Here is a 13051-nt window from a genome sequence, read left to right as displayed (position 1 = left end):
ATTAAATATTACTCATTGCTTATTATTCATTACTCATAATTATCGCTTATGTCGGAAAAACAGAGAATTTCAGATGTTTCATGGAAAAAATGGGGACCTTATGTCAGTAACCGTGAATGGGGACTTGTTCGTGAAGATTACAGTGAAAACGGAGATGCATGGAATTACACCAATCATGACACTGCTGAAGCCAAAACTTACCGTTGGGGAGAAGAAGGAATATGTGGAATCTGTGATGATCTCCAGAAGCTTGTATTTTCTGTAGGATTCTGGAATAAGAAAGATAAAATGGTGAAAGAAAGGTTCTTTGGGTTGACCAACGGACAGGGAAATCACGGGGAAGATGTAAAAGAATATTTTTACTATCTGGATTCAACCCCTACGCATTCTTATATGAAGATGCTGTATAAGTATCCTCAAAATGCTTTTCCTGATGAAGATCTCATAAAAACAAATGCAGCAAGAGGGAAAGAGGAATCTGAATATGAGCTGTTTGATACAGGGATTTTTGATCACAATGAATACTTTGATATTTTTATTGAATATGCAAAAGAAAGTCAGAATGATATTCTCGTAAGACTAACAATAGTCAATAAATCTGAAAAGGAAGCGCCTCTGGTAATTCTTCCGACTGTCTGGTTCAGGAATACCTGGAATTGGGGATATGATGATTATAAACCTCAATTGTCTGCTGAAGATGCAGATCATATTAAAATCAATCATCAGGATATCGAGGTTAAAAATGTCTATGCAAAACAATCTTTAAAAACATTATTCTGTAACAACGAAACCAATAATGAAAGGCTCTACCAGTCTTCCAATGAATCAAAATACTGTAAAGACGGGATCAATAATTTTGTGATGACGGGAAATTCTCAGTCTGTGAATCCCCAAAATACAGGAACCAAAGCTTCTTTCTTTATTGATGAGGATTTTCAGGGTGGAGAATCAAAAATATTTGAATTCAGGCTTTCAGATAAAGATATAAGAGGACCTTTTAAAGATTTCAATATTCTTTTTGAACAAAGGCGGAAAGAGGCAGACGAGTTTTATGCAGAAATTCAGAAAGGAATTGCTTCGGAAGATGAAAAACTGGTTCAGAGACAGGCTTTTGCAGGAATGCTTTGGAATAAAATGTTTTATCACTACAATGTAGAAAAATGGCTGAAAGGTGATCCCGCAGAAATGCCTCCGCCAAAGTCCCGTGAAACTATAAGAAACTACGACTGGAAGCATCTTAACAATGAACATATCATTTCAATGCCCGATAAATGGGAATATCCATGGTATGCAACATGGGATCTGGCATTTCATACCATCAGTTTTTCGCTGATAGATCCGGATTTTGCAAAACATCAGCTGAAACTTTTTCTGTTTGAATGGTATATGCATCCCAACGGACAGCTTCCTGCCTACGAATGGAACTTAAGTGATGTGAATCCTCCCGTGCATGCATGGGCAGTTTTCCGAGTATTTAAAATTGATGAATATTTAAAAGATAAGCCCGACCTGGAATTTTTGGAAAGTGCTTTCCAGAAGTTATTGATGAATTTTACCTGGTGGGTTAATAAAAAAGACCTTAATGGGAATAATATCTTTGAAGGAGGATTCCTGGGACTTGATAATATTGGGGTTTTTGACAGGAATTCTGTTTTGCCTAACGGGGAACAGCTGGAACAGTCCGATGGAACAAGCTGGATGGCTATGTTTGCCCTGAATATGATGAGAATTGCCCTGGAACTGGCTCTTTACAATAAGGTGTATGAAGAGATGGCGATGAAGTTCTTTGAACATTTTCTGTCTATTGCCCATTCATTGGATAATATGGGCGATGAGAATTTCAGTCTTTGGGATGAGCAAGATGAATTTTTCTATGACGCCATAGCTTCCAGTGACGGAACTCACATGTATCTGAAGTTGAGAACAATTGTTGGGTTAATTCCGATGTTTGCCGTTGAGGTTATCGATGATGAAATGATTGAAAACCTTCCCAATTTCAAAAAAAGAATGAAATGGGTGTTGGATAACAAACCTGAATTGGCTTCTCTGGTTTCAAGATGGGAAGTGAAAGGACAGGATTCCAAACACCTTTTATCTCTGCTTCGGGGACATCGTTTGAAAAGACTGTTAAACCGAATGTTGAATCCGGATGAATTTCTAAGTGATTACGGAGTAAGAGCCTTATCCAAAGAATATGAAAACAATCCTTACACTTTAACGTTGAATGATACGAATTACAGCGTAAAATATACCCCTGCGGAAAGTGATAGTGGACTTTTTGGTGGAAACAGCAACTGGCGCGGTCCGGTGTGGTTTCCTATCAACTTCCTTATTATTGACAGTCTTCAGCGTTTTTTCTTCTATTACAGCCCGGATTTTTTAGTGGAATATCCTACCGGAAGTGGTAATTATTCCAGCCTGGACCAGATTGCAGATGCTTTAAACAAGAGACTTGCCAAGATATTTTTAAAGGATGAAAATGGTAAACGCCCGGTTCATGGACAGTATGAAAGGTTTCAGACCGATCCTGATTTTAAAGATTATATTTTGTTCTATGAATATTTTCACGGAGACAACGGCCGTGGAGTAGGAGCTTCTCATCAGACGGGCTGGACGGGACTTATTGCTAAGATTCTTCAACCTAGATTTTCAAAAAAAGAAATGGCAGAATCTGAAACAGAAATGCCGGAGGATATTGGAAAAACACCAGAGAAGTCAAAGGAATAATATTATCTATTCAAATATCTGCTGTATAATTTCCAGTGAGGCGGGAGTTTTGAAATCCGTGATATGATAATGATAGTATACTAAAAGGCTGTCAAGGAAATCTTTTCTCAAAGAAGAATGGATTTTTGTGGCATAAAAATCTTCTGCACAAAGTGCTTCTTTCCACAGCATGGAAATTTCTTCATTGAAAAGCTGGTGACTTATTCCCAATGAAAAAGTTCCGGTTTCCGGATCTAAAAACCTGCCTTCGCTCAATAAAGGTGCAACGCCCTGAATTTTTAAAAAAGCCAGCAAAAACAGAAGATGTGCCTGATAATTTTTATTGGTCAGCTCACTGATAAGATGATCAATACCGGAATAAATCGGAATATTTTTATTCTCATGTTTAAGAATATGACTCAGAAAATCTGAGATAAAGAAAATGACGGTATTGACCTTGATGTCTGTATAAATATCATTGTTTTTTACCAGTTCAAACTTTGAAACAGACGGAATACCGTTGCCACGGGATGGATTTACAGAAAAATTGAGCTGGCTCAACGGTTGAAGTAAGGCTTTCTTTTTATTCTTTTTGGAATAAATTCCCTTCAGAAAATAGCTCTGAAAACCTTCTTCTTCTGTAAAACAATGCAATACAGCATCATTTTCTCCATATTTTATAAATGAAAGTAAAAAACCGTTTTGTGAATTCATTAATTAGTTGACTACTCCTATTTTAGCGGTAGCTTTATCAGATCCGTCTTCATTCGTCATCAGGACAAAATAAATCCCTGAGGCTACTCTTGTTCCTTTCTGATTATTCAGATCCCATTCATAATATCCTCCTCGGGCTACGGCTGAGTGAACTACATTTCCTGCAGCGTCTACAATTCTTATATTGGTTTTTTCTGCAAGACCTTTAATGGTTACTTTTCCTTTGAAATTAGAATAAACAACAGGATTAGGATACACTACCACATCACCGAAATTGGAAGTCACATCTGCAACATCTCCCTGATAGGTTACAATACCATTATACGTTACAAAATATACCTTACCTGTTTTCTTATCAACTTTTATATCGGTAACACTATTCGTAGGAAGAGGTGAATTTTCCTTTGTAAAATGCTTTATAGTTCTCTGACCGTCGGCGGAAAGGTAATAAACACCACCACCATCAACAGATACCCATTTATAATCACCTGCATCTACTGCAACCTGAAGAATTGCGGATTCTCTGAAAAGTTCTTCCCCCAAACCATTCTGCTCTATAACTATAGGCTCCACTTTAGGCTGGGCGCTTTTTATTTCTGTTGCTGCATTGGACATGATCCTTAGCCCTCCATCTGTACCTATCCATGCATCACCAGCCTTATCAAATGCTACCGATAAAATACCTCCTGAACTGTTAAATCCATTAGACGTTCCCAGGATATAATCATTGTCATCAGAAAGATTAGTGGCATTTTTATAGTCGTATACCCAGAAATTATTAGATCTTGGCAGAGGTGTCCAAAGCATGTTTTCATGATAAATAGTCTTTTGTATCCCATCACTGGCAAGAACTATTTTCTTGATAAGAAAATCATCAGCTGCTTTATCGTAGATTCCTATAGAAGGGTTTCCATCATTGAATCCAAAAGAAACAAACAGATTATTTTGTGGGTCTACAGCAAAACCTACCGGACGTCTGAGGTAAGGCTGTGCTCCCAGATTATAATATTTTACCAGTTCAAAATCTTTGCTTGTCGCATTATATTTCATTTTATACACGCCATTATCCAACATTGTATAATTGGTAAAGAGTACTTCATTGCTGTTATAAGGACTTATAATAGCATCCAATACGTTGATAAAGATGGGACGATTGGGATTACTTTTATTGAAAAATGAAGGATAAATCCACTCTGTACCATTGAAATAATAAAATCCTGGTTCCTGTGGCTGAATAAATGGATGGTTGTAGTTATTGGCTCTGGCACCAGTGGAAACCAGAAGCTGATTATTATCAAAAAGATTGATATTATAAGCAAAATTGAAGTAAGGTCCGGAAGGTTTAAAAGTATTATTACCTTCATCCTTAATTCCCGATAATACCGTTCCGCCTAAAATCTTTCCACCAGCTGTTAAAGCAGTATTACATTCTTCACCAAGGCTTACCGCATTTTGCGATACTCCATTGATTCCATAGGTGTATACTCTGTTATCTGTAACCACAATACTATTGGAAGTCATAACAACATCCCTGATCTTTTCAAATGTAGTAGGAAGTTGTGTTGGAGTACCGTTGTTATAAATATAAGCTGCTGTAGCCGTTGAGTAAACCAATTCTGATTCTGAATCTATGTGTTTAAAAGCTCCCGGAGCTTCCGTTGTCCAGGTAGAATATACGGGAAATGTAGTATTCATTTGATGGCTTTTCAATCCTGTATCTGTTACAGAATATACTTTATTCCCGAATATCGTAGCTTCATTACTTGCCTGATAAACACCACCTGAAAGGAAAAATGCAGAATCACCAAACTCTTTATTCTGAAGGTTAAATATGGAAACTCCATATCCAACAGAAATGACAGCCTGATTTCCGGTTATGGAAATGTGGTTAATCTTTTTATCCCCATTATATCCTGTAGCAATAGGAATATCAACAATATATTTGATCTCCTGTGGCGTAATAACATCCATAGATCCGTTTTCATAACCGATAAGCCCTGTTTTAGTCTGCGGATTATAATCGAAAGCGGTAATTCCGATGTTGTGCAGGCCATTGGCTTTGGATAACTTCGTAATTTCTCCTGTTGATATTGTATAATAGAATATTCCGTTTTGAGTGGCTGCAATGATTTTTCCATTGTCTTCTTTCATTGCTAAGACATTATTGTAGGAAAACAGATCTGCCCACTTTTTGGATGAAATAACCTGTGCTTTTGTCAGCTGCAGGGATGCTAAAATACCAAGAGAAATTATAGAGAGTTTTTTCATATTATGCGGTTATGCTGCTATCTATCACCTGATTGTTCCAGGAAATATGCTGTACGTTTTTGTTTGTATCAAAATAAAAATCTATCCTACCTAAAAGAAGGCCTGCCCATCCCACCTGGTTAACAAGGACATTTTTGCCCTGTCTGTTGGTAAAGGTCTGAGGTTCCGGTAAGAATGTATGAGTATGGCCTCCTAAGATAATATCAATATTTTCTGTATTGGCCGCTAAAATTTTATCACTTATTTTACTTGGTTCGTCTCTGTAGTCGTAGCCGATGTGTGAGAGACAAATTACAAGATCACATTTCTTCTCTTTTTTCAGGAAGTTTGAATAATGCTGTGCTACATCAATCGGGTTGGAATAAACGGTTTCTCCGTACTGTTTTTTGCCTACAAGGCCATCCAGCTGAATTCCCACTCCGAAAATTCCTACTTTGATTCCATTTTTGTTGAATATCTGGTGGGGAGAAGTTTTCCCGTCAAGAACAGTGTTTTTAAAATCATAATTGGAACAGATAAAAGGAAACTTCGCATTAGGAAGCACTTTTAAAAATCCGTCAAGTCCATTATCGAAATCATGATTTCCCATGGTAGAGGCGTCATATTTCATCATGGACATTAATTTGAACTCCAGTTCTCCTCCGAAGAAATTAAAATAAGGAGTTCCCTGGAAAATATCTCCGGAATCAAGAAGAAGAACATTGCTTTCCTGACTTCTGATCTGTTGGATTAAGTTTGCCCTTCTTGCAAAACCTCCCTGATTAGGATTTTTGGTATAGCTTGCATCAAAAGGCTCTATTCTGCTATGTTGGTCATTGGTATGAAGAATAGTCAGTTTATTTGCAGATTTTAAATTAAGAATTTTTAATTCCTCTGCCATCATCATATTGGGAGCTAAAGCCATTGCTAAAGATCCTCCACCTATTGCTTTTAAAAAACTTTTTCTATCCATTATTACTTCCCAATAAAATTTAAACGAACATCCGAATTGGCTACCACTTCAGGTGATTTTTTAAAATAATCGATAAATAAATCTCTCATTTTAATTCCTGTAGCAATAGATTCTCCTTTAGCAAAGAATTTCATATTGTCTCCTCCCAGTGCAAGATAGTCTGAAGTCGCAATATAATAATCTTTAGCAGGATCTACTGCATTACCGTTGATTAAGGATTTGATTACCTGTCCGTTTTTTGTTTCAATGTATAAATGAGAAACAGGATTGTTGACCTGCGTTTTTGCATAATACTCAAAAAGCCCCTGTAAATCTGCTCCTTTCATTTTTACAATTACCACTTCATTTTCGAAAGGCATTACTTCAAATACATTTTTAAGTAAAATATCTCCTTTTCCAATAGTGGTTCGGATTCCTCCGATATTGATCAGTGCAGCGTCTACGTTTTGCTTAAGATGAGTTTTGATCCATTCATTACCTCCTTCAAACGTATAGTCAGCTAAAAGATTACCCAGATTGCTGTTATCGCCCTGCTTGGTAAGATCTACATTGGTGTGGGAGATCTTCTGGTTCATTTCTTTGTCCAGTTTCTGCTTATAAGGTTCGATAAATTTTACAAACTCCTCATCATTCTTTAGCTCATTATTAATAGAAATATTTTTCTGAGTCTTTACATTCACAAGCTGCGGCACAGAAGCCGTTTTGCATGCAGTAAGCGACACCAGAGCAATTCCTAGTAATAAGAATTTATTTTTCATAATCTCTTTTAGTATATGCAAATATAACTATATGTATAATAAAACATTATTATTTATTATAAATTCTTACTGTAAATTATTAAATTTGACAAAAATAATTCTAACAGATGAGCATTTTAAAAGGAGTAGGTGTTGCATTGGTAACGCCCTTTAATGAAGATTTATCCGTTGACTTCGACAGTTTAACAAAACTGGTGGAGTACAATATCGAAAACGGAACCAATTATTTAGTTGTATTGGGAACAACGGCAGAAGCCGCAACGCTTTCTGCAGAGGAGAAGAAACAGGTAATTGAGCATATCATTAAGGTAAATAATAAACGTCTTCCTTTAGTTTTGGGAATTGGCGGTAACGATACTCTTGACGTCAAAAAACAGATTGAAGAAGCAGACCTTTCTGCATTTGAAGCCGTACTTTCAGTATCTCCATATTATAATAAACCTAACCAGGAAGGTCTTTATCAACATTATAAAGCTTTAGCTTCCACTGGAAAAAATATTATTATTTATAATGTACCTTCAAGAACAGGACAAAATGTAGAAGCGGATACCACGCTTCGTCTTGCAAAGGAATTTCCTAATCTATTCCTGATTAAGGAAGCTTCTCCTAATATTCTTCAGTATTTTGATATTCTGAGAAAGAAACCTGAAGGATTTTCTTTAGTTTCCGGAGATGATGAATATACATTACCTGTTACTCTTGCAGGAGGTGATGGTGTGATTTCCGTAATCGGACAGGCGTACCCTAAAGAATTTTCTACAATGGTGCAGCTGGCTTTTGAAGGCAAAGTAAAAGAAGCTTACGAAATTCATAACAAACTGGTAGATATTACCCGTTTGATTTTTGCTGAAGGTAACCCTTGTGGTATTAAAGTAATACTGACGGAAAAAGGAATCATCAAAAATTATCTGAGACTTCCTTTGGTAAAGGCTTCTGAGGGGCTTCATGCAAAAATTAAAGCTGAAATGGCTAAGATTTAATAATGAATCGGCAAAATGAATTTTAATTATGTTAAAACTCATCAGTCATCATTGAACAATATAAAGAGTGGAAAGTTTAGGCTTTTCACTTTTTTTAATCATCATAATATAACCAATCATGAAATTACAACAGGCAACAGCAGCAGATATACCGTTGATTCAGGATCTTGCAAGACGATCATGGGAAAATGCTTATGCAGACATTCTTTCGAAAGAACAAATGGAGTTTATGCTCTCAGAAATGTATTCCGAAAAGGAAATTTTACATCATTTTCAAAATCCGAATTATCATTATTATCTTATTCAGGATGAAAATAATAATACCTGTGAAGGCTTTATCGGATATGAGCACAACTATGAAGAGGAAACCACAAAGTTACACAGGATTTATCTGGTTCCTGAGAGTAAAGGAAAAGGATTTGGGAAAGGAGCACTTCAATTTCTGAATGAGAAAGTTTCTGAAAACGGCAACAACAGAATTATCCTGAATGTCAATAAATATAATTCAGCCAGAAACTTCTACGAATCCCAGGGATATAGAGTGTATGATGAAGGTGTTTTTGATATTGGTAACGGTTTTGTGATGGATGATTTTCTTATGGAATATCTAATTCACAGATAAATGACTTAAAATTTTGTAACTTTATCCTGTAATTCTATAACAAGTGATTTCTTTTTTTGATTCATCTTTGCTTCAGAACCAAATCACTTATACAATACATTCATATGCTTGGTTTTGAGCTGAAAAGCTTTTTATCAGTATATTTTTTTCATCCTTAGTGTTTAAATTCCTGTATTCTAAAATACAGGAGTTTTTTCGTATATATGGTAAAATATTAAAAATATACACCTATTTCACATTTACTTGAAATAAATTATTATATTTACTAAATAATATTGGCTTATATATACTAGGATGAAAATGTATGTTAAATTTGATTTCAATGCTCTTTGTAAAAAGGTATTGGACGAGAAACTTAAAGAACACGGGCTGAAGTACAGATTACTGAACTTCGGTGAAGTGGAATTCTATGAGCCCCTTACACAAGAACAGCACAATCTTTTTAAGAAAAATCTTGAAGATTATGGGATCGAGATCATAGAAAGCCAAAAAAGTGCACTGGTACAGAAAATAAAAGATGCTATTGTAGAGCTTGTCTTTTCTGATGAAATTATACCGGTAAAAGCCTCCATTTATATTTCTGAGAAGCTGAATCACAGCTATGGGTATCTTTCCAATCTTTTTTCAGAAGTTGCTTATACCTCTATTGAGAATTTTATTATTCTGCAAAAAATTGAGCATGCCAAAGCTCTGATCATAAGAAACAAACAAAGTCTTACAGAAATTGCCCATAAGCTGAACTATTCCAGCGTGGCGCATTTAAGTACCCAGTTCAAAAATACTACAGGAATAACACCATCCCAGTTTCAAAAAATTATTGGCAAACGAAGAAGAGCACAAAGCACTGTAATAAACCATAAAATGCAGTATGAATAAAGAATTTCTGAACGTAATAGTAGCAGATAAAGATGAAAACACTTTGATTTTTTTTAAAAATATTCTGAAAGAGTTGAAAATCTCTATAAAAGTTCAATGTTTCAGTAACGGCAACAGCCTGATGGAATACCTGAATAATGATGATGCCGTAGTTCCGGAACTTGTTTTTATCAATTATATGATTCCCGGAAAAGAGAGCATGGAATGTCTGGAAGATATTGGTTCGAATTCAAAATTCAACAATATGGTGACGGCTATTTTTTCTGACCCAATTCCGGAAAATGAAATAGAAGATATTTTTGTAAAAGGAGCTCATATTTTTATGAAAAAACCGGAGTGTTTTGAGAAGCTTAAAAAGGTACTTACGGAAGTTATTACCATCAATTGGCAGTATCATACTTCTGGATTGAATAAAGATAATTTCATCTTGAAAATATGATGAATAAAGGATTTGTTAATTAAATATTAATAAATTTTAAATCATATTTATAGCATACTATTCACAAATAGGTGAAAATTTTATAACTAATAATTAAAATAATATAAAAGGCAACTGAATTAATATACAGACATTTGTAAAAGTAAACTCAGACACAAATTTCATTATATAGTAGAAGATACAGATGAATGAAAGTAATTGTTTCTAAAGAACAAAATTATATAAATCACGATGTTAGTTAAACAAAATGGATTATACTAATTTTCCAATTATAAAGCACAGAAGATCTTTAAACAAAACGGTACAATCATGAAAACTCAATAAGTAGTTGGAGATATTTTTATTCGTTTCATTCCCTCATCTCCACCGAAACACAGTTAGTTTTTATAATAAGCAAGTTGGAAAAAATAATTCATTTTGTTTTTTATAATTTATTTTAATAGTTATGGTTTTAGCTCATTATTATATTGTTATATAAATATTTTCACACCACATCACAAAATATTAAGCCTGAACTATTAAAATAAATTTTTTTTGGACATACCAAAAAGTAATTTCTTCTAAATAACAGTTTTATAAGGGGGCCGCAGGAAGTTTTTTTCTGCGGTTTTTTTATGATATTTTACTCCACTTATTTTTTCCTTTGTAGTATCTGATATAATAATTTTTGATGATCAGATTGTCAGGTCTTGAAAGCATAGGATCTGCTTCAAGTATTCTTTCTACCGTATTTTTTGTTGTTTTGATGATCGCAGAATCATTAATAAGATCCAGTCTTTTAAAATCTACCACACCACTTTGCTGAGTGCCCAATATATCTCCGGGTCCGCGAAGTTGCATATCCACCTCAGAAATTTTAAAACCATCATTGGTTTCAGTCATTGTTTTAATACGTGTTCTGCTTTCTTTTGACAATTTATCAGAAGTCATCAGGATACAGTAACTCTGTTCAGCACCTCTTCCCACACGACCTCTGAGCTGGTGAAGCTGCGATAGTCCGAACCTTTCTGAACTTTCAATCACCATTACCGAAGCATTCGGAACATTTACCCCAACTTCAATTACCGTTGTTGCAACCATTATTTCAGCTTTCCCCGAAGCAAAATAAGCCATGGCAGCATCTTTTTCATCCGGCTTCATTTTCCCGTGAAGCATTGTTACATTGTATTCGGAGAAAAAATCCATCACATGCTCCAAACCTTCCATCAGGTTTTTATAATCCAGCGTTTCTGATTCTTCAATGAGAGGATATACGAAATAAATCTGCCTGCCTTTTTTGATTTCATCTTTACAGAAGTTATACACATACAATCTGTCTTTTTCCCGGCGGTGAGCGGTAATAATAGGTTTTCTTCCCACTGGCATCTCATCTATCACGGAAACATCCAGATCAGAATAAAAACTCATGGCCAGAGTTCTTGGGATAGGAGTGGCGGTCATCACCAGAATATGGGGTGGAATCTTATTTTTAGCCCACAGTTTGGCCCTTTGAGCAACCCCGAATCTATGCTGTTCATCAATAATGGCTAATCCCAGATTTTTGAATTTAACCTTGTCTTCTAGAACGGCATGAGTTCCTACCAAAATGGAAAGTGTGCCATTTTCCAGTTCTTCATGGATAATTCTTCTTTCTGCTGCTTTGGTAGAACCTGTGAGAAGGCGGATATTGATTCCTGTTTTTTCCAACAGCTCTTTGATGCCATTGTAATGCTGTTGAGCAAGAATTTCAGTAGGAGCCATCAAACAGCTCTGAAAACCATTATCCATGGCGATAAGCATGGTAAGAAGGGCAACCATTGTTTTCCCTGATCCTACATCTCCCTGTAAAAGCCTGTTCATCTGAATCGGCCTTTTCATGTCTATTCTTATTTCCTTCAGAACCCTTTTTTGTGCATTGGTAAGCTCAAAAGGAAGATGTTTTTCATAAAAATCATTGAAGTGATCTCCAATAATCGGGAAAGGATTACCATGAGACTGTGTTTTATGATGGAGTTTCTTTAAGCCATATCCCAACTGAAAGAAAAATGATTCTTCAAATTTCAATCTGTAATCTGCTTTATCAAAATGTTCCTGATCTTTTGGAAAGTGAACATTCAGAAAAGCATGTTGTCTTGACATGAACTTGAATGTTTTCATCAGATATTCCGGGAAATTTTCTTCAATAAGACCCGGAATCTCTTTGCAGATATTCCTTAAAGCATTCTGGAAAAATCTTTGATTTAATCCTCTTTTGGTTAGTTTTTCAGAACTCGGATAAATGGGTTTAAGACGAGTGTCTCCTTCTTTTTTCTCTTCTGCTTCAATTTCCGGATGCGGCATAGAAAACTGGCGGTTGAAAACATTGATCTTTCCAAAAATATAAACTTCCTTGTTGATCGGAAGCTGCTCTTTCAACCACTTGGAATATTGAAACCAAACCAGATCTATACTACCTGTTTCATCATTGAACTTTGCAGATAAGCGCTTGGTTTTACCGGTCTGAATTTCCTGTACCTGAGTAATTCTTCCCCTCAATTGTATTTCCTGGCTGGTTTCTTCTTTGAGTTGAGAAACAGTATAAATTTTACTTTTGTCCAGATAACGGATAGGGTAGAAATTCAACATATCTTCTACAGTAGATAAACCCAACACACTTTTGATGAGTTTGGCTCTTTCCGGACCTATTCCTTTTACATATTCTATAGAGGTTTCGAGATTCATTTTCAGGTTTCAGGATACTAATTGTCGAATTTTTTT

Annotated in this window: 10 protein-coding genes; 5 read left to right on the top strand and 5 right to left on the bottom strand. The window is 35.4% G+C overall.

The annotated features are described in order from the left end of the window. Positions 1–48: 48 nt before the first annotated feature. Complete coding sequence (locus tag ACMA47_RS12150) at positions 49–2727, top strand: MGH1-like glycoside hydrolase domain-containing protein (protein WP_413929983.1); 2679 nt, start codon at positions 49–51, stop codon at positions 2725–2727. 6 nt (positions 2728–2733) lie between these two features. Here ACMA47_RS12150 and recO read toward each other — a convergent pair whose 3' ends face one another. From recO to ACMA47_RS12130, 4 genes are read right to left on the bottom strand one after another with little or no spacing between them, the layout of a single operon-like run. Further along, on the bottom strand, positions 2734–3420 hold the full coding sequence (gene recO, locus ACMA47_RS12145) for a DNA repair protein RecO (RefSeq protein ID WP_413929982.1): 687 nt from the start codon (positions 3418–3420) through the stop codon (positions 2734–2736). A 3-nt stretch (positions 3421–3423) separates the two neighbouring features. Next, the gene (locus ACMA47_RS12140; protein WP_413929981.1) at positions 3424–5688 is read right to left on the bottom strand and encodes a hypothetical protein; all 2265 of its coding nucleotides are present in this window, start codon (positions 5686–5688) and stop codon (positions 3424–3426) included. A gap of 1 nt (position 5689) precedes the next feature. Then, positions 5690–6640, bottom strand: a complete 951-nt coding sequence (locus ACMA47_RS12135) for a bifunctional metallophosphatase/5'-nucleotidase (RefSeq protein ID WP_413929980.1) — start codon at positions 6638–6640, stop codon at positions 5690–5692. Between the two features lie 2 nt (positions 6641–6642). Beyond that, positions 6643–7398, bottom strand: coding sequence for a 5'-nucleotidase C-terminal domain-containing protein (locus tag ACMA47_RS12130; RefSeq protein ID WP_413929979.1), 756 nt, complete (start codon positions 7396–7398; stop codon positions 6643–6645). Between the two features lie 107 nt (positions 7399–7505). Between ACMA47_RS12130 and dapA the strand changes: the two genes are divergently transcribed. The 4 genes from dapA to ACMA47_RS12110 all read left to right on the top strand — a co-directional run bounded on the left by dapA (position 7506) and on the right by ACMA47_RS12110 (position 10315). Then, positions 7506–8378 carry a 4-hydroxy-tetrahydrodipicolinate synthase gene (dapA, locus tag ACMA47_RS12125; RefSeq protein WP_079240539.1) on the top strand — a complete coding sequence of 291 codons (873 nt, stop codon included), beginning with the start codon at positions 7506–7508 and terminating at the stop codon, positions 8376–8378. 118 nt (positions 8379–8496) lie between these two features. After that, a complete protein-coding gene (locus ACMA47_RS12120) occupies positions 8497–9000 on the top strand; it encodes a GNAT family N-acetyltransferase (RefSeq protein WP_413929978.1) in 504 nt (167 codons plus the stop codon). 294 nt (positions 9001–9294) lie between these two features. Beyond that, a complete protein-coding gene (locus ACMA47_RS12115; protein WP_034693638.1) occupies positions 9295–9876 on the top strand; it encodes a helix-turn-helix domain-containing protein in 582 nt (193 codons plus the stop codon). Continuing rightward, positions 9869–10315 carry a response regulator gene (locus ACMA47_RS12110; protein ID WP_413929977.1) on the top strand — a complete coding sequence of 149 codons (447 nt, stop codon included), beginning with the start codon at positions 9869–9871 and terminating at the stop codon, positions 10313–10315. Before ACMA47_RS12115 ends, ACMA47_RS12110 begins: the two co-directional genes overlap by 8 nt. 612 nt (positions 10316–10927) lie before the next feature. Here the strand turns inward: ACMA47_RS12110 and recG are convergent. Continuing rightward, on the bottom strand, positions 10928–13015 hold the full coding sequence (gene recG / locus ACMA47_RS12105; protein WP_413929976.1) for an ATP-dependent DNA helicase RecG: 2088 nt from the start codon (positions 13013–13015) through the stop codon (positions 10928–10930). Positions 13016–13051: the final 36 nt, after the last annotated feature.

Origin of the sequence: Chryseobacterium sp. T20, assembly GCF_047345655.1 — a bacterium.
Lineage (GTDB): Bacteria > Bacteroidota > Bacteroidia > Flavobacteriales > Weeksellaceae > Chryseobacterium.
Note: the sequence above shows the minus strand (reverse complement) of the source record. Positions and strands in the feature narration are given on the sequence as shown.